This window comes from Nocardia sp. BMG51109 (assembly GCF_000526215.1).
Classification (GTDB): domain Bacteria; phylum Actinomycetota; class Actinomycetes; order Mycobacteriales; family Mycobacteriaceae; genus Nocardia.
In genome coordinates, this window is record NZ_JAFQ01000004.1 from 2,960,094 (window position 1) to 2,978,842 (window position 18,749).

Genomic DNA, 18,749 nt, shown 5'->3' on the forward strand with positions numbered 1-18,749 from the left:
CATGCCGAGTGAGGAGTGATCATGACCGGACCGGTGTTCGATATGGAAGCGGCCGCGATCGACCCGGTCGCCCCCGGGTGGTGTGGCGGGCCCTCAGTACACGTCGCGCAGGTACCGCTTCTCGGCGATGAGTTGTTTCTTGAAGGCCAGGGCGCCGTCGGCGTCGAGCTTGCCGTGGATCTGCGCGATGGTCAGCAGGGCGTCGTCGACGTCGCGGGCCATCCGGTCGGCGTCGCCGCAGACGTAGAAGTGGCCGCCGTCGGACAGCCAGGACCACAGCTCGGCGCCGTGCTCGATCATCCTGTGCTGCACGTAGATCCGCTCTCGCTGGTCGCGGGAGAAGGCCAGGTCCAGCCGGGTGAGGACGCCGGAGCGGAACATGTCCTCGAGCTCGTCGCGGTAGTAGAAGTGGTCCGCGGCGTGCTGGTCGCCGAAGAACAGCCAGTTCCGGCCGCCGCACCCCAGGGCGCGGCGCTCGTGCAGGAAGCCACGGAACGGCGCGATGCCGGTGCCCGGCCCGACCATGATCATCGGCGTGGTCGGGTCCAGCGGCGGCCGGAAATGCGGTGCGCGCTGCAGGAATACCGGCACCTCGGCGTCCTGACAGCGGTCGGCGAGGTAGGTCGAGCAGACGCCGCCGCGTTCGGCGTAGCGCACCACGCCGACGGTCAGCTGCACCTCGTGCGGATCCACGAGCGGGCTGGAGGAGATCGAATACTGCCGTGGCTGTAGCTTCTTCAGCGCGCCCAGCCATTCGACCAGATCGGCCCGCACCGGGAAGTCGCGCAGCACATCGATCGCCTGCCGGTCCCACAGATAGCGCTCCAACTCGTTGCGGTTGTCCCGGCGCAGCAGTTTCGCCAGCCGCTGGTTCGGATTGTGTTCGGCGATGAAGGTCAGCAGGTCGCGGCTGACCTTCGTGATGTCGTAGTGCGTGCGCAACGCCTGTGCCAGCGGCAGTTCCCGGTCGTCCAGTTCGATGCCGCGCTGCCCGTCCAGCCCGGTGGCGGCGAGCCATTCACCCACCAGCTCCTCGCCGTTCGCGGGCCAGACCCCGAGCGAGTCGCCGACCTGATAATCGGCCTCGAGTCCCTGGAGATCGAATCCGAAGTGCCGCACCTCTTTTCCGGAGCCCGGCCGGGACAGCAGGGTGTTGCGGACGAGCGGGGCGGCCACCGGTGCGTTGCGGGTGAACGGCGGCGCGGCGCGCCGGGTTCGCTCGGGCGCGGCCGGGCGCGACAGCACCATCGTCGCGCCGCCTCCCGGGGAGGGTGCCGAATCCTGCTCTGCGGCAGTGTCTTCCGGGCCATTCAAGTCTTCCGGGCCATCCAGGGCGGACAGCACATCGTCGAGCCAGGCGGCCGACAGCCGTTCGTGGTCGGGCTCGCTGTCGACTCGGGGCAGCAGGCGGACGGCGCCCCGCTCGGACAGCGTCCGGTCCAGCTTGCGGCCGTATCCGCAGAAGTCGTCGTAGGAGGAGTCGCCGAGGGCGAACACCGCGAACCGCACGCCGGTCAGCCGGACCGCGCTGTCGCACAGTCGTTCCCAGAAATCCGCGGCGTTGTCCGGCGGCCCGCCGTCGCCGAAGGTGCTGGTGATCACGAGCGCGTCGCCGGCGAGTTCGGCCGGGTCACAGGAGTCCATGTCGAGCAGCCTCGGCGCATAGCCGGATTCGGCCAGCCGGGCGGCGGTCGAGGCCGCGATCTCCTCGGCGGTGCCGGTCTGCGACGCCCACAGCACGGTGATCGGCCGGTCCGGTGCGGCCGCGTCCGCCGTCTCGGCGGCGCCGGTCCGCGAATACATTCCGGCGAGCATGCCGTTGATCCACATCCGGGTGTGCGGCGACAGGGGAGCGGTGTCGGGCAGCACCGGCTGGCCCCGCACCGGCAGCGTGTGCAATGCGGCGAGGTATCCGCCGAGATAGATCCGTTCGGTCTCGGAGAGCGTCGGGGGTGTTGCGGTGTCCAGGCCCAGCATGGCAGCCAGCGGGTGGCCGGTTCCGTCGGACAGTGCGGGGTCGGTCGGTGCGGGGACCGGCGGTTCGGCGGCCGGCGCCGATTCGGGCATCTGCGCCACCTTCCGCAGCGCCACCGCGCAGGCCTTGAACTCGGGTTGCAGCGAGGCCGCGTCGACCGCGTCGTTGGTGACGGCATTGACGGTCAGGTACTCGCCGTGCTCGTCGTTCCAGTGGAACGGTGCGAAGCAGTCCCCGGGTCGCACCCGGTCGCTGATCTGCACGGGAAGTACGGCACGGCCTCGGCGGGAGGCGATTTCGACCTGGTCTCCGGCCGCGAGCCCGATCCGCTCGGCGTCGCCGGGATGGACCTCCACGAACGGTTTCCCGTTCAGCTTGTTCAGCTTCGCGACCCGGCCGGTCTTGGTCATGGTGTGCCACTGGTGCGGCAGGCGGCCGGTGTTGAGCACGAACGGGTAGTCGTCGTCGGGCATCTCGTCGGGCGCCATATGCGGTCGCGGCCAGAACACCGCGCGGCGGCTCGGGGTGGCGAAGGCCAGCCGCGGCCGGTGGCCGTTCTCGTCGGTGAACAGGTCCTGGCTCACGCCGTCGTTGAGGTAGCGGATCGGATTGCGGCGCCGCGCCGGATCGGGGCACGGCCACTGCGCCGGCCCGTCCCGCAGGCTCGCGTGGCTGACGCCGCGCAGGTCGTAACCCGTCGCGGGATTGGCGAACCGGCGGATCTCGTCGAAAACCTCGGCGCCGGAGCGGTAGTCGAAGCCCTCGAAGCCCATCTCGGTGGCCACCTGGGCGATCAGCAACCAGTCGGGTCGCGCGTCGCCGGGCGGATCGATGGAGCGCTGCAGCAGGGTGACCGTGCGCTCCGAATTCACCATCGTCATATCGGATTCCGCCCACAGCGTGGCCGGCAGCAGCAGGTCGGCGTAGGCGTTGGTGGCCGTCTCGGTATAGACGTCCTGCGCGATCACCAGTTCCGCCGCCTCCAGCCCCGCGATGACGGTCTTGCGATTGGCCACCGTCGCAACGGGATTGCTGCACACGATCCAGCACGCCTTGATCCGGCCCTCCACCATGCCGCGGAACATCTCGATCGTCCCGGGTCCCGCCTCGTCGCGCAGCGTGCCGGAGTCGAGCCCCCACGCGGTCTCCACGAACGTCCGGTCGGCGGCCGACAGGACGCTGCGCTGCCCGGGCAGCCCCGGGCCCATGTAGCCCATTTCCCTGCCGCCCATGGCATTCGGCTGACCGGTCAGCGAGAACGGCCCGCTGCCCGGGCGGCAGATCGCGCCGGTCGCCAGGTGCAGATTGCACAGGGCGTTGGTGTTCCAGGTGCCGTGCGTGGATTGGTTGAGCCCCATGGTCCACAACGACATCCATTCGCCCGCCTCGCCGATCCAGCGCGCGGCCGTGCGGATGTCGTCCTCGGCCAGTCCGGTGAGCTCGGCGACCCGGGCCGGGGGATAGTCGGCCAGGAACTCCGGCATCGACTCCCAGCCCTCGGTATGTTCGGCGATGAAATCCTTGTCGATATCGCCGCCCTCGACCAGCAGATGCAGCAGCCCGTTCAGCAGCGCCAGATCGGTGCCGGGAGCGATCTGCAGGAAAAGGTCCGCGTGCGAAGCGGTTTCGGTGCGCCGCGGATCGACGACGATCAGTTTCGCGCCGGCCTTGCGGCGATCGGCCATCCGCAGGTACAGGATCGGATGGCAGTCGGCCATGTTCGCGCCGATCACGAAGAACAGGTCCGCCCGGTCGATGTCGTCGTAGGAGCCCGGCGGGCCGTCCGCACCGAGCGACTGCTTGTAACCGGTACCGGCGCTGGCCATGCACAGCCGCGAGTTGGCCTCGATGTGCAGGGTGCGCAGGTAGCCCTTGGCCAGCTTGTTCGCCAGGTACTGCGCCTCCATGGACAGCTGGCCGGAGACGTACAGCGCGATCGCGTCGGGACCGTGCTCGTCGAGAATCGCACGCAGGCGCGCGGCGGCCTCGCGCACCGCGTCGTCCACGGGGAGGGGCGTCGGCGGCCGGCCGCGTTCGGGTCGGCGGTGGGCCGTCGTCATGCGCCCGGAGGCCCGCATCAGGTCGGCGTGGGTGGCGCCCTTCGTGCACAGCCGACCGGCGTTGACCGGATGCAGCTTGTCGCCCTGCACCTTCGCGATCACCGGCGTGCCGTGCTCGCCGGTCGTCGTCCGGACGACCATGCCGCATCCCACTCCACAGTACGAGCACGCCGTTCTGGTGGTGCTCGGGCTGCCCGCGGCTGCATCCGACATGAGTCCGATGATGTCCAGCCGGGATTGCGCCGGATTTACCGGACGTTATCGTCAGATGACGAAAGTTCTCACCTGCCGAAACATGGCCTGTGAGGTCGGCGAAATACCTGGTGAATCGGTATTTTCGGCAATGGCGGGCGGGGTCGGCCGGATGGCGTGAGCAGTATCACGCCGCCGGGAATCGGGTTCGCTAGCCGAGCTTGTAGGCCCGGTGCAGCGCCACGATGCCGCCGGTCAGATTGCGCCACTTCACCGCCGACCAGCCCGCGTCGGCGATGCGCATCGCCAGCTGCGGCTGGTTCGGCCACGCCCGGATCGATTCGGCCAGGTAGATGTAGGCACCCGGATTGGAGCTGACCGCGCGGGCCACGCGCGGCAGCGCCTTCATCAAGTACTCCATATACAGGGTGCGGAAGGGCGCGAATACCGGAGTCGAGAACTCGGCGATCACCAGCCGCCCGCCCGGCTTGCTGACGCGCAGCATCTCGCGCAGCGCCGCGTCCGGATCGGAGACGTTGCGCAACCCGTAGGAAATGGTGACCGCGTCGAAGGAGTCGTCGGCGAACGGCAGCGCGGTCGCGTCGCCGGCCACCATCGGCACGTTGCGGAAGCGGCCCGCCGCTAGCATGCCGCGGGAGAAATCCGTGGCGACGCACCAGGCGCCGGACTTGGCGAACTCCACCGTGGACACGCCCGTCCCGGCCGCCAGGTCCAGCACCCGCTCGCCGGGCCGCAGCTGCAGCGCCTTGCCCGTCGCCCATCGCCAATATCGGTCCTGACCGGCGGAGATCACCGTGTTGGTGAGGTCGTACCGCTTCGCGACCCCGTCGAACATCGACGCGACCTCATGCGGCTGCTTCTCCAGCGAGGCCCGGAACGACTCTTTTTTCGCCACGGCTCCTGACACTAACGCGTACGCGCCGCGGGATGTACGGGACCTGGGTCGCGATCATCGGCGCGACAGTGCGCCGAACAGGGCGACCCAGGAGTCCGGCGGAAGATATCCCACCGGGAGGTCGGCGGCGACACCCGCCGCGGCACAGGCCCGTCGCACCGTTCCGGCCGGATGATGCCGGCACAGCGAGGCGGCGACGGACCCGCCGACTCCCGAGAACCCGATGTCGACCAACCGGTGGTACTCCGCCGCGGCGGACCGGGGAAGCAGCGGCGCCCGGCGGCGGCGCAGGTGCAGGACGGCGGCATCGACCCGGGGCACGGGATGAAAGCTGGTGCGCGCCACGGTGCTGCCCAGCGTCATCGATAGCCACGGCCACTGGGTGACGGTGAGCTTGGACCAGCGGCCGTAGTCGCCGGAGTGCTTGCGCGCGAACTCGCGCTGGGTCAGCAGCGCGGCCGCTGTCAGGCGGTCCGCCGCTAGGCACCAGCGGACGATGTCGGTCGTGATCGCGAACGGAATGTTGGCCACCACGGCGAAGGGTTGCCGCGGTGGGTGAACGACGCGAAAATCCTTGTGGTAGACGTGAATTCGATCGTCGTCCACGTACCGGCGCCGAAGCCGGCCCGCGTAGCGGGGATCTTTCTCGTAGGCCAGCACCCGGCTCCCGGCGGCGAGCAGGTGCCTGGTCAACATGCCGTCACCCGGGCCGGCCTCGAGCACCAGATCGTCCGGCCCGCAGCCGGACTCGCGCACGATGGCCGCCGCCGCGCGGGCATCGACCAGGAAATTCTGGGACAGTGTCTTGCGCGCGGTACGGGCGCGCGACAGCGATCGGGACATGGGTGTCCTCCGAACGGAGCGGTCGAATCAGGAAGGTGTGATTCGCCCGGACCCACGCCGAGACGCACGAGAATCGGCCGACCGGCCGTCAGGGAGAACTCCGGATCAGAACATGCGGAGAACGATGCGATGCGGGGGCAGGGTCCAGGCTCCTGCGCGCAGCCGCACGTAGTACGCGCCGACCGCGCAAGCCCCGTTCACGCCTGGACCTCCCATGCGCCACACAGTAGATCCTCGCCGCGCCCGCCGGCCACCGATTTTCCGCCGGGCGTCGGCCGACGACTCCTGACGTGGTCGTCAGCCGAGCCTGGCTCCCCGCAGAATCGTGGCCGCGTCCGCCGGAGACCCACGTCTCGAGGAGGGGTGCTCGCTGGTTCACCCCGGACGGCCGGCGGTTTGTCTGCGAGAAGACCCGGCACGGGCGGCTTACCGGCGATCTGGTCCGGATGCTCGACCGGTAGCGTCACCCGCTGTGCCGGGCATTATGCGCTGCGGTACAGGTCTTCTCGGTTGGTGCCGAGTACGTCCGCGTAGTGGCCCATCAGTTCGGTGCAGATCGCCGGCCAGGTGCGGTGCAGGACGGACTTGCGGGCGGCGACGGAGAAGCGGGCGCGCAGCTGCGGGTCCTGCAGGGCCGCGACGGCGCTGGGCAGCAGTTCGGTGAAGCGGTCCACCGGCAGCAGATATCCGTTGCGGCAGTGCGAGATCAGGTCGCGCGGTCCGCCGGCGTCGGGGCCGACCACCGGCAGGCCGGAGGCCAGCGCCTCCTGCACGCCCTGGCAGAACGTCTCGTGCTCCCCGGGGTGCACCATCACGTCGAGGCTCGCGTACGCCTGCGCGAGTTCGGCGCCGCCGAGTTCGCCCGTGAACACCGCCGTGGGGAGCAGCCGCGTCAGCCGCTCGCGTTCGGGGCCGTCACCCACGATCACCACCCGCACGTCGGGATCGTCGGCGAGCACCGCCAGCCGGTCGACATGCTTCTCCGGGGCCAGGCGGCCGACGAATCCGACGATCAGCCGACCGTCCGGCGACCACTGTTCGCGCAGCTCGTCACGCCGTTCGGACGGCGTGAACCGGGCGATGTCGACCCCGCGGGCCCACCGGTGCACCCGCGGAATACCTTGCCGCGCAAGATCTTCGGCCGCCGCCGTGGACGGTGCCAGCGTTCGTGCGGCCCGCTCGTGAATGCGCCGCGTCCACGCCCACGCCGCGCGCCGGGCCGGTCCGAGACCGTAGCTGGTGGCGAATCCGGCGACATCGGTCTGATACACCGCCACGGCCGGCAGGTCCAGCCGCACCGCGGCCGCCACACCCCCGGCGCCCAGCAGGAACGGCGACGCCAGATGGACCACGTCCGCGTCGAACTCGTCGATCGCCGCGGTGATCACCGGTTGCGGCAACCCCACCGGCAGCGAGCTGATCTTCGGCACCATCACCGCGGGAACCCGCAGGACGGGGAACCGGCCGTGCTCCCGCGGCGCCGGCGGCAGCCCGCGCGGCGTGTCCGGCGCGATCACCAGGCCCTCGTGACCGTGGCGGTCCAGATGATCGAGTACCTGCAGCACGGAGTTCACCACACCGTTCATGTTCGGCAGGAACGACTCCGCGACAATCGCTACACGCACACCTCGAGTGTGGCCACGGCACGACGCGAAGCCGCCACGCCGACGTGACACCCATACGAAGTTCGAGCGAACACTACTCGACGTCTGCGCCGGTACCCGGCGTGTTGTCCAGGGGGGTTCCCGGTGCCGCGCCGCGCCGCTGCGACCGTCGCAGCAGCCACAGCACCGGCAGCGCCACCGCCCAGACGACCACGATCACCGACAGCGCCGGAATGATCGCCACCCGGGCGTCGCGCCCGGCCACCCGCACCAGCTCCGGATCCTTCTTGCTGTATTCGACGTTGATCCGTTCGCCCGCGGTCAGTTTCGTCGGGTACAGCACGCCCACCTTCGGATTGTGCGTGACTCCGTCGGGGGTCACGTACGTGACCGCCGAGCGCAGCCGCCCCGCCGACAGCACCTCCGCGCTGGTGACGCCCTTGTCGGCGTCGATCAGCATGTCGTCCCGCCAGGCCGCGAGCACCAGCAGCACCGCCAGCACGCTCACCGTGGTCGCGGCCACCACGACCCCGATCCCGGTGCGCCGGCGCACCGGTGGCTGCTCGGATCGCAGCTGATCAGACTGGGTGGTTTCCGACACCGGACAAGGCTATTGCATCGCTCGGATAGCGTGTGCGGCCATGTCCCGAAAATTCAGCTTCACCGTGCCTTACAGCGTCCCGGTCGAAGAGCTTCACCGGGCGATCATCAGCGACGACATGTGGCGGGCCCGTTTCGACGGCGCCGACACCGCCACGCTCGATCTGTCGCATCCCGACGGACCGGGAACCATCCGCGTGCACATGACCGAACGAGCACGTCGGGACAAGATTCCGGCCGTCGTCAACAAGGTCCTCGACAACGAACTGGTGCTCGAGCGCACCGACGACTGGGGCCCGCTCGACGGCGACACCGCCGCGGGCGCCTTCGCCGGCGCGTCCAAGGGCATCGCCAGCGAGATGTCGGGCACCTACGTCCTGCGGCCCACCGCGGAGGGTTCGGAGATCGAGGTCTCCGGCACCCTCGCGGTACAGGTTCCGCTGGTCGGCGGCGCCATCGAACCGCTGGCCGAGCAGTTGCAGCACCGGGTGCTGACCAGCGAGCGCAAGTTCATCGAGGAGTGGCTGGGAGTCAAGGCCGGCGCCTGACCGAAACCCGAAGGCCGCGAACGTCGCCGGTACGCCGGTTCTGTTCGCGGCCACGCCCCTCGGAGGCGGGTTGCGCTCGCTGTGCGCCGGCCGTGCCGCCGGTTCCCGGCTCGTCCGTTGCCCGGCCCGAAAGCCCGGCCGGTCAGGCGCAGCCCGTTTCCGCGTTCCAGTCGACGGTGGTGGGATCGAACTCCCGCTTCTCCACCAGCACCAGCCAGTTTCCGGAGTTGTCCCGCATCACGGCCTCGACACCGTAGGGGCGCTCCGACGGCGGCTGCACGAATTCCACACCCTTGGCGGTGAGCTCCTCGTAGGCCTTCTGACAGTCGTCGGTGTTCAGGCCGAGCGCGCCGTGCGTGCCGTTCGCCATGGACCGGCGGATCGCCTCGGCGAGGTTGTCGTCCAGCGGCGGACCCGGAACCATGAGCGTCACCTCCAGTTCGGGATGGTCCGGCTGAAGCACGGTGAGCCATCGAAAGCCGTTGTCGCCCATGGTGACATCGCTGCCCTCCACGAATCCCAGCTTGTCGATATACCACTGCTTGGCGGCGTCCTGATCGGTGACGTACACGGTCACCAGCGAAACGTTCGTGATGGTTGCCATGGGCCAAGGCTATGGAATCCGGACAGCGGATCGCTTCTCCGAAATTGCGGTGTTCGGCGGTGCGGGTGCCCCGGGCGCCGGGGTCTCGTTCAGTCCGGCCGCTTGCGGTCCGACAGCCCGTGCATGAACACGTAGCAGCCCGGTATGCGCGGCGCGCCCTCGGCGGCGAATTTCGCCTGGTAGGCGGACGGGGACATGCCCACCAGCTCGGTGAACTTGCGGCTGAACGAGCCGAGGCTGGTGTAGCCGACCAGCATGCACGCCTCGGTGACGGTGATGTTGGTGGCGCGCAGCAGATCCTGCGCGCGTTCGATGCGGCGCTCCGCCAGATATACCGCGGGTGTCTTGCCGTAGGTCGCCGCGAAGCAGCGCAGGAAGTAGTACTTCGATACGCCCGCCGCCGCGGCGAGACCGTCCAGATCCAGCGGTTCGGCATAGTGGCGGTCGGCGAGATCGCGCGCCCGCCGCAGATGCGGCAGCAGCTCCAGCGGCGATTGCTCCGGCCGCCGGCCACCGCTCACCACTCGGCGCGCCGGCAGCCGATCTCGCATGCCGGTCATGTGAACGGCGGCAGGTCGTCGAACCGCATCGACGTCCGGCCCGCGGCCCGCCAGGCGCGCGCGGTCAGATCGGCGTCCTCCTCGGTGACCAGGTTGCCCATCACCCGGACCGCGGTGCGCTGCAGGTACTTCGAGCGCATCACCGGCGGCCCGCCGGTCGGCACCATGCGCGGGCGGGTGGCCAGCGCGGCGATGCGCCGCGCCACCGAGAACGTGCGGCCGTACCGGGCGCGCAGCAGATCCGGCCACAGCGTGCTCAGATCCGGCTCGTCGAGCAGCCCGGCCAGCAGGTGCCCGCCCTCCAGGCCGTAGTCGATGCCCTCGCCGTTGAGCGGGTTGACACAGCCCGCGGCGTCGCCGACCAGGGCCCAGTTGCGGCCCGCGATCGCCGACACGGCGCCGCCCATGGGCAGCAGCGCCGAGGCGACGGCCCGCGCCTCGCCCTCGAACTCCCATTCCCCGCGCCGCAGCGACACATAGTGCTGTAGCAGCGGTCTCAGCGCGACGTGCGAGGGCCGGCCGGCGGTGGCCAGCGAGCCCACACCGATGTTGACCTCGCCGTTGCCGAGCGGGAACACCCAGCCGTAGCCGGGCACCAGGGTGTCGTCGGCGTCGCGCAGCTCCAGATGCGAGGTGATCCACTCGTCGTCGCTGCGGGCGGATCGGATGTAGGCGCGGGCGGCGACGCCGTAGGCGAAGCGGCGATGCCAGGTGCGCCCCAGCAACTTCCCGACCGGCGAGCGCACCCCGTCGGCGACGATCAGGGTCCGGCAGCCGATCTCGCGGGTGCCGTTGTTCTCGCGGGTACCGTTATCGGTGCGCACGGTGACTGCGGTAACCCGGTCGCCGGTGCGGGCCACGTCCACCACGCGCGCCCCGTCGACCATGTGGGCTCCCCATTTCACCGCCGTCTCGCGCAGCTTGTCGTCGAGTTCGGTGCGGGCGACCGCGCTGCCGTAGCCAGGAAACGACCCGTCCGGCCAGGTCAGCAGGGCCTCTCGGCCGAATCCGGTCATCCGCAGGCCGCGGTTGACCGTATGCGTGCGCACCCACTCGCCCAGCCCGAGGTGTTCCAGCTCGGCCGTCGCCCGCGGCGTCAACCCGTCGCCGCAGGTCTTGTCGCGCGGGAACGCCGCGGCGTCGAGCAGCAGCACGTCGCGGCCGGCGCGCGCGGCCCACGCCGCGGCCGCCGAGCCCGCCGGACCCGCACCCACCACCAGCACCTCGGCATGCGAGGGCAGGGCGGCGGGAGAGTTCCCGCGTGCCCGCGCCGTCGAATCACCGCTCGCGGTACCCGCATCCGCTGCACCCATGGCGTCAATACTTGCAGCACCGGTCCAGGGGTGTCGACGGTGCCGCACGGTGCGGATCTCCCCGGGCCGCCGGAATCGGGTGGACCGGACGCCTCGCTCCGGGCCGCCGGTACCCCCGGACTCTCCGATCCGCTCGAGAGTGACACTGTTCATGGGAAGGTCGAGCCCGACACGCTAGGTTCTTGGGTGTGGGGATGGAACCGGCAGTGGGAGATGGCATGAGTGCATCGGCTGTGACTGATGAGACCACCACCGTGGTCGCCGGGGTCGATCTCGGCGATGCCGAACTCGCCTCGACCGTGCGCAACGGTCTGGAAGAGGTCGAGAAGCTACTGATCAGCGAGCTGTCCGACGGCGAGGATTTCCTGCAGGAAGCCGCATTGCATCTGGCCAAGGCTGGCGGTAAGCGTTTTCGCCCGCTGTTCACCATCCTCACCGGCCAGCTGGGCCCGCGCCCGGGCGACCCGGATCTGATCACCGCGGGCACCGTGGTCGAGCTGGTGCACCTGGCCACCCTGTACCACGACGACGTGATGGACGAGGCGTCGATGCGCCGCGGCGCGGCCAGCGTGAACTCGCGCTGGGGTAACAGCATCGCCATCCTGGCCGGCGACTATCTGTTCGCGCACGCATCGCGGCTGGTCTCCACGCTGGGCCCGGACGCGGTGCGCATCATCGCTGAGACGTTCGCCGAACTGGTGACCGGCCAGATGCGGGAAACGCTGGGCGCCAAGCAATCCCAGGATCCGGTCGAGCACTACCTGCGGGTGGTGTGGGAGAAGACCGGTTCGCTGATCGCCGCCTCGGGCCGGTTCGGCGGCATGTTCTCCGGCGACAGCCCGGACGACGTGGAGCGCCTCGCCCGGCTCGGCGACGCGGTCGGCACGGCATTCCAGATCTCCGACGACATCATCGACATCTCCTCGGTCTCCGCGCAGTCCGGCAAGACCCCGGGCACCGACCTGCGCGAGGGCGTGCACACGCTGCCCGTGCTGTACGCGCTGCGCGACCAGGGCCCGGAGGGCGACCGGCTGCGCTCGCTGCTGGCCCGCCCGCTGCAGACCGACGAGGAAGTGACCGAGGCCCTCGACCTGCTGTCCCGCTCCCGCGGCATGGCGCTGGCGAAGGAGAAGCTGCACAGCTACGCCGACATCGCGTACACCGAGCTGGCCGCGCTCCCCGACGGTCCCGCCAACGCGGCCCTCGAGCGTCTGGTCCGCTACACCATCGAACGGGTGGGGTGAGTTAGCTACCGCCGGCGCCGGGGTCAACCTCGCAAAGCTCACAATCCGACCAGGAACCTTCTCCCGGCCTTCCATCGTTGACCTGGTGTAACGCAATCGAGATCCGGGGGCGTGAAGGAGTGCGATGCACGGGCACGGTGGTTTTGGCAACGGCGTGAAGACGTTCGCGCTACTGGTCGGTCTTTCGGCGCTGATCGTTTTCGCCGGGGCGATGTTCCGCAGCCCGGTCATCCTGGTGATCGCGATCCTGCTGGCCCTCGGCATGAACGCCTACGCCTACTTCAACAGCGACAAGCTCGCGCTGAAGGCGATGCACGCACAGCCGGTCTCCGAGCTGGAGGCGCCGGTGATGTACAAGATCGTGCGCGAACTGGCTACCTCCGCGCGCCAGCCGATGCCCCGGCTCTACGTCAGCCCGACCAACGCCCCGAACGCCTTCGCCACCGGTCGCAATCCGCGGCACGCGGCCGTCTGCTGCACCACCGGCATCCTGCAGATCCTCAACGAACGGGAGCTGCGCGCGGTGCTGGGGCACGAGCTGTCGCACGTCTACAACCGGGACATCCTGATCTCGTCGGTGGCCGGCGCCCTGGCCGCGGTGATCTCGGGCCTGGCGAATCTGGCGTTCTTCGCCAGCATGTTCGGCGGCAGCCGCGACGGCGAGAGCCCGAACATCCTGGGCGTACTGCTGGTATCGCTGCTCGGGCCGATCGCCGCCACCCTCATCAAGCTGGCCGTATCGCGATCGCGCGAGTACCAGGCCGACCAGGACGGTGCCGCGCTGACCGGCGACCCGCTGGCCCTGGCCTCGGCGTTACGCAAGCTGGAGCGCGGCACCCAGGCGGCGCCGCTACCGCCGGAGCCGCAGCTGACCTCCCAGTCGCATCTGATGATCGCCAACCCGTTCCGGGCCGGCGACCGGATGGCGCGCTGGTTCTCCACCCACCCCCCGATGGATGAACGCATCGCCCGCCTGGAACAGATGGCCGGCGGGCCGCGGCAGTAGGCCGGATACCTACCGCAGTAGGCCGGATATCTACCGGTAGTTCACGAACTGCAGCGCGACGTCGAGGTCGGCATTCTTCAGCAGCGCGATGACCGCCTGCAGATCGTCGCGCTTCTTCCCGCTCACCCGTAGCTCGTCGCCCTGGATCTGCGCCTTGACGCCCTTGGGGCCCTCGTCGCGGATCAGCTTGGCGATCTTCTTCGCATTCTCGGTGGAGATGCCCTGCAGCAGCGTGCCGGTGATCTTGTAGACCTTGCCGGAGGCCTGCGGCTCGCCGGCGTCGAAGGCCTTCAGCGAGATGTCGCGGCGGATCAGCTTCTCCTTGAACACGTCCAGCGCCGCCTTGACCCGGTCCTCCGACTCCGCCGACAGCACGATCCGCTCCTCCCCGGACCACTCGATGCTCGCGCCGGTGCCGCGGAAGTCGTACCGGGTGCCGAGCTCCTTCGCCGCCTGATTCAGCGCGTTGTCGACCTCCTGCCGGTCGACCTTGCTCACGACATCGAATGACGAATCGGCCACCCTGTACTCCTGTCTGAAGTTCCGTCCGGACGTTCCGGTCACGGCGTTTCTCCCCGGACCATCGAAGCTAGTCGGGAGCCTGCCGTGATGCGAAGCCGGCCGCACCGCCGGCGCTCTGGCCAGCAGGTTTGCGTCCTGGGGCCGGGATCGTTGTATTCTGCACTGCGCGCTGAGACAGCGCGACGAGGCGGATTGCCCGAGCGGCCAAAGGGAGCTGACTGTAAATCAGCCGCGCAAGCTTCGGAGGTTCGAATCCTCCATCCGCCACCTCCTCTCAGGGGGAGTTCTGTGCGCCGAAAGCGCGCACCTTTTTCGAGGATTGATTGTGGGGGCGCAGCCCCCACACCCCTTGCCCGGAGGGGCTTCGCCCCCCGGACCCCCCTTCCGGGTGTAAACCTCCCGGGGTTGTGTACGTCAACCTCCCGGAGTTGTGCACATCTGGGTTGTCGGTGCTTCTCGGGCAGATGTACGCCCGCTGTCCTGGGGGTTCGGTACTCTGGTGTTTCGGGTGTTCGGCACTCTGGTTCGGGTGTGTGTGGTTGGTCCGCACGGGTTTTCCTCGCGCCCGGCTCGTCGTCACTTTTCCGACTGCTCGTCGGGAGTGGTGCGTGGTTCGTTGCCGGTGTGCTTCTGCTGTGGTCGGAAATCCGCCCTGAACTGCCGGTTTGGTAACCACGTGGTCGGGTGTGTAACCTCGTTCAAGGCTTCAGCGCCCCGGGGTGTGTGCGGTCGACATCGTATGTGGTCGATCTTCTGCATCGCTGGGCGTGAGTGGCTGTGCCCCCTTAGCTCAGTCGGCAGAGCGTTTCCATGGTAAGGAAAAGGTCAACGGTTCGATTCCGTTAGGGGGCTCGCCGGATTGCCGGTGGTGACCGACTCGGCACTCTGTGCGTTGAACCGAGAGCCGGGTAGCACCTCCGCATTGCCGCGCATATGGCGGTGTAGCTCAGGCGGTAGAGCAAACGACTCATAATCGTTGTGTCGCCGGTTCGAGTCCGGCCATCGCTACCCCATACTGATTGACCCTCAGGTTGACCGGAAAGAAGGCATATCGTGGCCGCGAAGTCCACCGATGTCCGGCCAAAGATCACCTTGGCCTGCGAAGAGTGCAAGCACCGCAACTACATCACCAAGAAGAACCGGCGTAACGACCCGGACCGCCTCGAGCTGAAGAAGTTCTGCCCGAACTGCGGTACTCATCGGGCGCACCGCGAGTCTCGCTAACGTTTCTCCACGCGTGCAAGCCGCCGCATGCGGCCGCTGTGTCCCCGCAGCGCCGCAATCCCATGCAGTCCAGAGTGCCGGAGCAGGTTCCACCCGCTCCGGCATTTGGTGTCTGTGCGGTGGTGAGCGCTCCGCCGACTCCCGGTAGCGGGGTCAGATAGGGATAGCCTTCCGTGACAATCAACACCGGTACCGCAGTCGAGCCGGGACAGGCCACGGCCGGTCCGGACGGCGAGCCGTCCGACCCCGCGACCCACGCGGCGGCGATGGTCGGCCACCACTACCGCGTCGACGACTACTACGAGGTCGGCCGCGAGAAGGTGCGCGAGTACGCGCGGGCCGTGCAGGACTACCACCCGGTGCACTGGGAGGAGGACACCGCTCAGGAGTACGGCCACGACAGCCTGGTCGCGCCGCTGACCTTCATCTCCCTGGTCGGCATCCTGGCCCAGCGCAAGCTGTTCGAGCAGGTCGTCACCGGCTACGACCTGAGCCAGATCATGCAGACCGACCAGATCCTGGAGTTCCACCGCCCGATCCGGGTCGGCGACCAGCTGACCTGCGACGTCTACCTACATTCGTTCCGGCAGGCCCCCGGCGGTGCCGACATGATCGTCACCAAGAACATCGTGACCGCGCAGAACGACGAGCTGGTGCTGACCACCTACACCACCTTGGTCGGCCGCAGCGGCGCCGAGGTCGACTCGAACGTCGGCGACGCCGTCAGCAACGTGCTGATGCACGGCATCGGGGAGGCGCCCGGCCATCGCCCGCGCACGGCCCCGCCGGTCGCCGAGGCGCCGGCCATCACGATTCCCGATGTGGCCCCCAGCAAGCGGGCGATCCGGTTCGACGACGTCTCCGTCGGCGACGAACTGCCCACCCGCAACGTCAAGCTCACCCGTGGCGACCTGGTCAACTACGCCGGTGTCTCCGGCGACGCCAACCCCATCCACTGGAGCGACGACGTGGTCGGGCTCGTCGGCCTGGACAACGTGGTGGCGCACGGCATGCTCACCATGGGCCTGGGCGGCGGGTTCGTCACCTCCTGGCTCGGCGACCCGGGCGCGGTCAAGGAGTACAACGTCCGCTTCACCAGTCCGGTCTACGTGCCCGCCGACCGGCCGGCCGAGATCGAGTACACCGGCAAGGTGAAGTCGATGGATCCGGAGACCCGCACGGCGGTCGTGGCGATCGTCGCGAAGTCCGAGGGGCGTAAGATTTTCGGACGGGCGACCGCCACGGTGCAGCTGGTGTGAGCGGCCCGGTAGGCGGTCCATCCCGGCGGCGTGCCTCGTGATCGGCACGGTCGAACCCGATTGGCAATCCGGAGGATCGGTAACGTACACTCGGGTTTCTGGGTCGCCAGCCGCTGCGCGCTGCTCTGAAAGGGCTGGTTCCGACCGGGGATACCCGTCGGGGCCGCCGTCGCCGGAGCGGCGCGCGTGTTGTGTAATACCGCGTGTTGTGTGATACCTGGATACAACTGAAAAGAAACGGTGCTGGATAACCGACGGACATCCAGCCGAAGGGGCGTAGCTCAAATGGCAGAGCAGCGGTCTCCAAAACCGCAGGTTGCAGGTTCAAGTCCTGTCGCCCCTGCACTGGATGCCAGCGACGAGAGCGAGGAGTGGACGTGAGCGACGAGGACCTTCGCCGCGGCGCGCATGCGTCCGATGACGACGACGATGCCGCGGCGGTGAGTCGGCCGAGTGGTAAGCGGTCGAGCCGGCGTGCTCGCGGAACGTCCTCGCAGAGCGATACGGGTTCGGTCGCCACGATCGAGCGGTCGGCCGGTTCCCGGGCCGACTCGGACTCCGGGAAGGCGTCCACATCGTCTGGCAAGAAGGCCTCGGGCGGATCGGCGAATCCGTTCAAGCGCCTGGTGAAGTTCCTGCGCGAGGTTGTCGCGGAACTCCGCAAGGTGATCTGGCCCAACCGCAAGCAGATGGTCACCTATACGAGCGTGGTCTTGGTGTTCGTGGTCTTCATGGTCGCGTTCATCGCCGGGTTGGATCTGGCGTTCATCAAGGGTGTCAACTGGCTGTTCGGCTAGCTGACGTCAGCGCCGGTACACCGCTCCCGAACAGGCCGGAATTCGGCCGGGCCGGGGCGGAGCCATCCGCCGGATGTAGCTCCGGCACGCAGAGGAAGTTAGTGACGACACAGGAAGCGAGTGCCCAGTGAGCACCCCGGAGAACGGCACAACCGACGAGTTCCCGGTCGACGACGCGGTCGAGCAGGCCGGCGTCGGCGAGACCGCCGAGGACTTCGCGGACTCCGCGCCGACCGACGGCGGGAGCGCCACCGCGGACGCCGCATCGAGCACGGAGCCCACCGACGCATCCGCCGAGCCCGCCGACGCACCCGCCGATCCGGTCGCGGAGATGAAGTCGGCCCTGCGTCGCGCCCCCGGCGACTGGTATGTCATCCACTCCTACGCCGGCTACGAGAACAAGGTGAAGACCAACCTCGAGACCCGCGTGCAGAACCTGGGCCTGGAGGACTACATCTTCCAGGTCGAGGTCCCGACCGAGCAGGTCACCGAGATCAAGAACGGCCAGCGCAAGAACGTGCAGCGCAAGGTGCTGCCGGGCTACATCCTGGTGCGGATGGACCTGAACGACGAGTCGTGGGGCGCGGTGCGCAACACCCCCGGCGTCACCGGGTTCGTCGGGGCCACCTCCCGGCCGTCGCCGCTGTCCATCGACGAGGTCGTGAAGTTCCTGATCCCGGCCGAGGAGCAGCAGAAGAAGCCGGCCGCGGCCGCCAGCACGTCCGCCGCGGCGACGGAGTCCTCGACGGAAACCGTGTCGAAGCCGGCGCTCGAGGTCGATTTCGAGGTCGGCGAGTCGGTGACCGTGATGGACGGCCCGTTCGCGACGCTGCCGGCCAGCATCTCCGAGGTCAACGCCGAGCAGCAGAAGCTGAAGGTGCTGGTGTCGATCTTCGGCCGCGAGACCCCGGTGGAGCTGTCCTTCACCCAGGTCGCGAAAATCTGAGACTTGCAATAAGGCAAGAACCCAACCAAGGAAAGAAAGATGCCCCCCAAGAAGAAGAAGGTCGCTGGGCTCATCAAGCTCCAGATCCAGGCCGGCCAGGCGAATCCCGCCCCGCCGGTCGGTCCCGCGCTGGGTCAGCACGGCGTCAACATCATGGAGTTCTGCAAGGCGTACAACGCCGCGACCGAGTCGCAGCGCGGCAACGTCATCCCGGTCGAGATCACGGTCTTCGAGGACCGCTCGTTCGACTTCAAGCTGAAGACTCCGCCCGCCGCCAAGCTCCTGCTCAAGGCCGCCGGTGTGCAGAAGGGCTCCGCCGAGCCGCACCGCAACAAGGTCGCCACGGTCAGCATGGATCAGATCCGCGAGATCGCCAAGACCAAGCAGGAAGATCTGAACGCCTACGACCTCGATCATGCGGCCAAGATCATCGCCGGCACCGCTCGCTCGATGGGTATCACCATCTCCGACTGAGCTTTTCGGGGCGGCTTCGCCGCCCGCGGCATTCCGGCTCCGGTGGGAGGGACGGCCAGTCC

17 protein-coding genes and 4 tRNA genes are annotated in these 18,749 nt (G+C 68.7%); 12 read left to right on the top strand and 9 right to left on the bottom strand.

Annotated elements, in window-relative coordinates; all coding sequences use genetic code 11:
* Nucleotides 1-93: 93 nt before the first annotated feature.
* From D892_RS0114960 to D892_RS41195, 5 genes are all read right to left on the bottom strand, one after another.
* Nucleotides 94-4,248 (bottom strand): bifunctional nitrate reductase/sulfite reductase flavoprotein subunit alpha, encoded by a 4,155-nt coding sequence (locus D892_RS0114960; protein WP_024802014.1) that lies wholly within the window; start codon nt 4,246-4,248, stop codon nt 94-96.
* 190 nt (nt 4,249-4,438) lie between these two features.
* Nucleotides 4,439-5,143, bottom strand: coding sequence for a demethylmenaquinone methyltransferase (locus tag D892_RS0114965; protein WP_024802015.1), 705 nt, complete (start codon nt 5,141-5,143; stop codon nt 4,439-4,441).
* A gap of 54 nt (nt 5,144-5,197) precedes the next feature.
* Nucleotides 5,198-5,986: a 23S ribosomal RNA methyltransferase Erm gene (gene erm / locus D892_RS0114970; protein WP_024802016.1), complete on the bottom strand. Its 789-nt coding sequence runs from the start codon at nt 5,984-5,986 to the stop codon at nt 5,198-5,200.
* 482 nt (nt 5,987-6,468) lie between these two features.
* Nucleotides 6,469-7,611 (bottom strand): glycosyltransferase family 1 protein, encoded by a 1,143-nt coding sequence (locus tag D892_RS0114975; RefSeq protein WP_024802017.1) that lies wholly within the window; start codon nt 7,609-7,611, stop codon nt 6,469-6,471.
* Between the two features lie 73 nt (nt 7,612-7,684).
* Nucleotides 7,685-8,191, bottom strand: coding sequence for a DUF3592 domain-containing protein (locus tag D892_RS41195; RefSeq protein WP_024802018.1), 507 nt, complete (start codon nt 8,189-8,191; stop codon nt 7,685-7,687).
* Between the two features lie 40 nt (nt 8,192-8,231).
* Here D892_RS41195 and D892_RS0114985 point away from each other — a divergent pair, with 40 nt between their 5' ends.
* Complete coding sequence (locus D892_RS0114985) at nt 8,232-8,738, top strand: DUF2505 domain-containing protein (protein WP_024802019.1); 507 nt, start codon at nt 8,232-8,234, stop codon at nt 8,736-8,738.
* A 142-nt stretch (nt 8,739-8,880) separates the two neighbouring features.
* Here the strand turns inward: D892_RS0114985 and D892_RS0114990 are convergent, their stop codons facing one another.
* The 3 genes from D892_RS0114990 to D892_RS0115000 form a co-directional block, all read right to left on the bottom strand.
* The gene (locus D892_RS0114990) at nt 8,881-9,342 is read right to left on the bottom strand and encodes a VOC family protein (protein WP_036567070.1); all 462 of its coding nucleotides are present in this window, start codon (nt 9,340-9,342) and stop codon (nt 8,881-8,883) included.
* An 89-nt stretch (nt 9,343-9,431) separates the two neighbouring features.
* A complete protein-coding gene (locus tag D892_RS0114995) occupies nt 9,432-9,893 on the bottom strand; it encodes a helix-turn-helix domain-containing protein (RefSeq protein ID WP_051499694.1) in 462 nt (153 codons plus the stop codon).
* A gap of 5 nt (nt 9,894-9,898) precedes the next feature.
* A complete protein-coding gene (locus D892_RS0115000) occupies nt 9,899-11,215 on the bottom strand; it encodes a geranylgeranyl reductase family protein (RefSeq protein ID WP_024802022.1) in 1,317 nt (438 codons plus the stop codon).
* A gap of 218 nt (nt 11,216-11,433) precedes the next feature.
* Between D892_RS0115000 and D892_RS0115005 the strand changes: the two genes are divergently transcribed.
* Together D892_RS0115005 and htpX are read left to right on the top strand one after the other, a co-directional pair.
* Entirely contained in the window at nt 11,434-12,459 is a 1,026-nt protein-coding gene (locus tag D892_RS0115005) for a polyprenyl synthetase family protein (RefSeq protein WP_036567072.1), read from the top strand.
* Nucleotides 12,460-12,583: 124 nt separating this feature from the next.
* Nucleotides 12,584-13,465, top strand: coding sequence for a zinc metalloprotease HtpX (htpX, locus tag D892_RS0115010; protein WP_024802024.1), 882 nt, complete (start codon nt 12,584-12,586; stop codon nt 13,463-13,465).
* Between the two features lie 30 nt (nt 13,466-13,495).
* On the opposite strand, the gene D892_RS0115015 is transcribed toward htpX, so the two are convergent.
* Entirely contained in the window at nt 13,496-13,987 is a 492-nt protein-coding gene (locus tag D892_RS0115015; RefSeq protein WP_024802025.1) for a YajQ family cyclic di-GMP-binding protein, read from the bottom strand.
* A gap of 186 nt (nt 13,988-14,173) precedes the next feature.
* Between D892_RS0115015 and D892_RS0115020 the strand changes: the two genes are divergently transcribed.
* The 9 genes from D892_RS0115020 (at nt 14,174) to rplK (ending at nt 18,687) form a co-directional block, all read left to right on the top strand.
* Nucleotides 14,174-14,254 (top strand) — tRNA-Tyr (locus tag D892_RS0115020).
* 512 nt (nt 14,255-14,766) lie between these two features.
* Nucleotides 14,767-14,839: transfer RNA gene (locus tag D892_RS0115025), tRNA-Thr, on the top strand.
* Nucleotides 14,840-14,922: 83 nt separating this feature from the next.
* Nucleotides 14,923-14,995: transfer RNA gene (locus D892_RS0115030), tRNA-Met, on the top strand.
* Between the two features lie 45 nt (nt 14,996-15,040).
* Nucleotides 15,041-15,211, top strand: a complete 171-nt coding sequence (rpmG, locus tag D892_RS0115035) for a 50S ribosomal protein L33 (protein WP_019049401.1) — start codon at nt 15,041-15,043, stop codon at nt 15,209-15,211.
* Nucleotides 15,212-15,384: 173 nt separating this feature from the next.
* Nucleotides 15,385-16,470: a fused (3R)-hydroxyacyl-ACP dehydratase subunits HadA/HadB gene (locus D892_RS0115040; protein WP_304413527.1), complete on the top strand. Its 1,086-nt coding sequence runs from the start codon at nt 15,385-15,387 to the stop codon at nt 16,468-16,470.
* Nucleotides 16,471-16,740: 270 nt separating this feature from the next.
* A tRNA-Trp gene (locus D892_RS0115045) sits at nt 16,741-16,813 on the top strand.
* Nucleotides 16,814-16,847: 34 nt separating this feature from the next.
* Nucleotides 16,848-17,267, top strand: a complete 420-nt coding sequence (gene secE / locus D892_RS0115050) for a preprotein translocase subunit SecE (RefSeq protein ID WP_024802027.1) — start codon at nt 16,848-16,850, stop codon at nt 17,265-17,267.
* Between the two features lie 127 nt (nt 17,268-17,394).
* Nucleotides 17,395-18,213 carry a transcription termination/antitermination protein NusG gene (gene nusG / locus D892_RS0115055; RefSeq protein ID WP_024802028.1) on the top strand — a complete coding sequence of 273 codons (819 nt, stop codon included), beginning with the start codon at nt 17,395-17,397 and terminating at the stop codon, nt 18,211-18,213.
* A 39-nt stretch (nt 18,214-18,252) separates the two neighbouring features.
* Nucleotides 18,253-18,687, top strand: a complete 435-nt coding sequence (gene rplK / locus D892_RS0115060) for a 50S ribosomal protein L11 (protein ID WP_024802029.1) — start codon at nt 18,253-18,255, stop codon at nt 18,685-18,687.
* Nucleotides 18,688-18,749: the final 62 nt, after the last annotated feature.

Excerpts from the sequence above, each read along its gene's own strand:
- erm (WP_024802016.1), bottom strand. The coding sequence starts at position 5,986 with ATGTCCCGATCGCTGTCGCGCGCCCGTACCGCGCGCAAGACACTGTCC.
- D892_RS0114960 (WP_024802014.1), bottom strand. The coding sequence starts at position 4,248 with ATGTCGGATGCAGCCGCGGGCAGCCCGAGCACCACCAGAACGGCGTGC.
- rplK (WP_024802029.1), top strand. The coding sequence starts at position 18,253 with ATGCCCCCCAAGAAGAAGAAGGTCGCTGGGCTCATCAAGCTCCAGATC.
- D892_RS0114995 (WP_051499694.1), bottom strand. The coding sequence starts at position 9,893 with ATGCGAGATCGGCTGCCGGCGCGCCGAGTGGTGAGCGGTGGCCGGCGG.
- D892_RS0114990 (WP_036567070.1), bottom strand. The coding sequence starts at position 9,342 with ATGGCAACCATCACGAACGTTTCGCTGGTGACCGTGTACGTCACCGAT.
- D892_RS0114985 (WP_024802019.1), top strand. The coding sequence starts at position 8,232 with ATGTCCCGAAAATTCAGCTTCACCGTGCCTTACAGCGTCCCGGTCGAA.
- htpX (WP_024802024.1), top strand. The coding sequence starts at position 12,584 with ATGCACGGGCACGGTGGTTTTGGCAACGGCGTGAAGACGTTCGCGCTA.
- D892_RS0115000 (WP_024802022.1), bottom strand. The coding sequence starts at position 11,215 with ATGGGTGCAGCGGATGCGGGTACCGCGAGCGGTGATTCGACGGCGCGG.
- D892_RS0115005 (WP_036567072.1), top strand. The coding sequence starts at position 11,434 with ATGAGTGCATCGGCTGTGACTGATGAGACCACCACCGTGGTCGCCGGG.